Source organism: Arhodomonas sp. KWT, assembly GCF_010993615.1.
The window spans coordinates 1-572 of record NZ_WNXE01001044.1; the positions used below are offsets into that span (position 1 = coordinate 1).

1 protein-coding gene is annotated in these 572 nt (G+C 76.9%); it reads right to left on the reverse strand.

From position 1 onward, the window contains the following. Positions 1–87: 87 nt before the first annotated feature. Positions 88–572: molybdopterin dinucleotide binding domain-containing protein (locus G7A99_RS24055; RefSeq protein ID WP_305792371.1), on the reverse strand; the 485-nt coding region annotated here is incomplete at its 5' end.

Consider the following 572-nt stretch of genomic DNA (forward strand, 5'->3'; position numbering starts at 1 on the left):
CCCCCCTGGCGGCGGACGGGCAGCGCTGGGAGGCGCTCGTCGAGCGCCTGCGCCGCTACCCCCCTCACCAGGTGGCCACGGCGCTGTTCACGCTGGCGCGGACGCACTGACCCCCGCCTCCGGGACGATGTCCACCAGGCAGGTCTGGGCGCTCGGCGCCTGCCCCAGCCCGGAGGTCGGGACGTCCCGGGTGAGCACGTTGGGGTTGCCCGAGCGCTCCGGCCCGCCCGCCGGGTCCGGGGTATAGTCGGAGCCCGTGGGCAGGACCGCGACCCCGGCCATCACGCCGTCCCACAGCCGCGCACCGGCGAGGCAGGCGCCGCGGTCGCTGATCACGCGCACCGTGTCGCCGTCACTGATCCCCCGGGCGGCGGCGTCCTCCGGGTTGATGAGCACCGCCTCACGGCCGTCGATCCGCGCCCGCCGGCTCGGCGCGGCGTGGGTGTACTGCCCGTGCAGCCGGTTCGCCGGCTGGTGGGAAAGCAGGTGCAGCGGGCGCTGACGCGCGCTCTCCCCGCCCAGCCACTCCGACGGCGCCAGCCACTGCGGATGGGGCGGACAGTCCGCCAGCG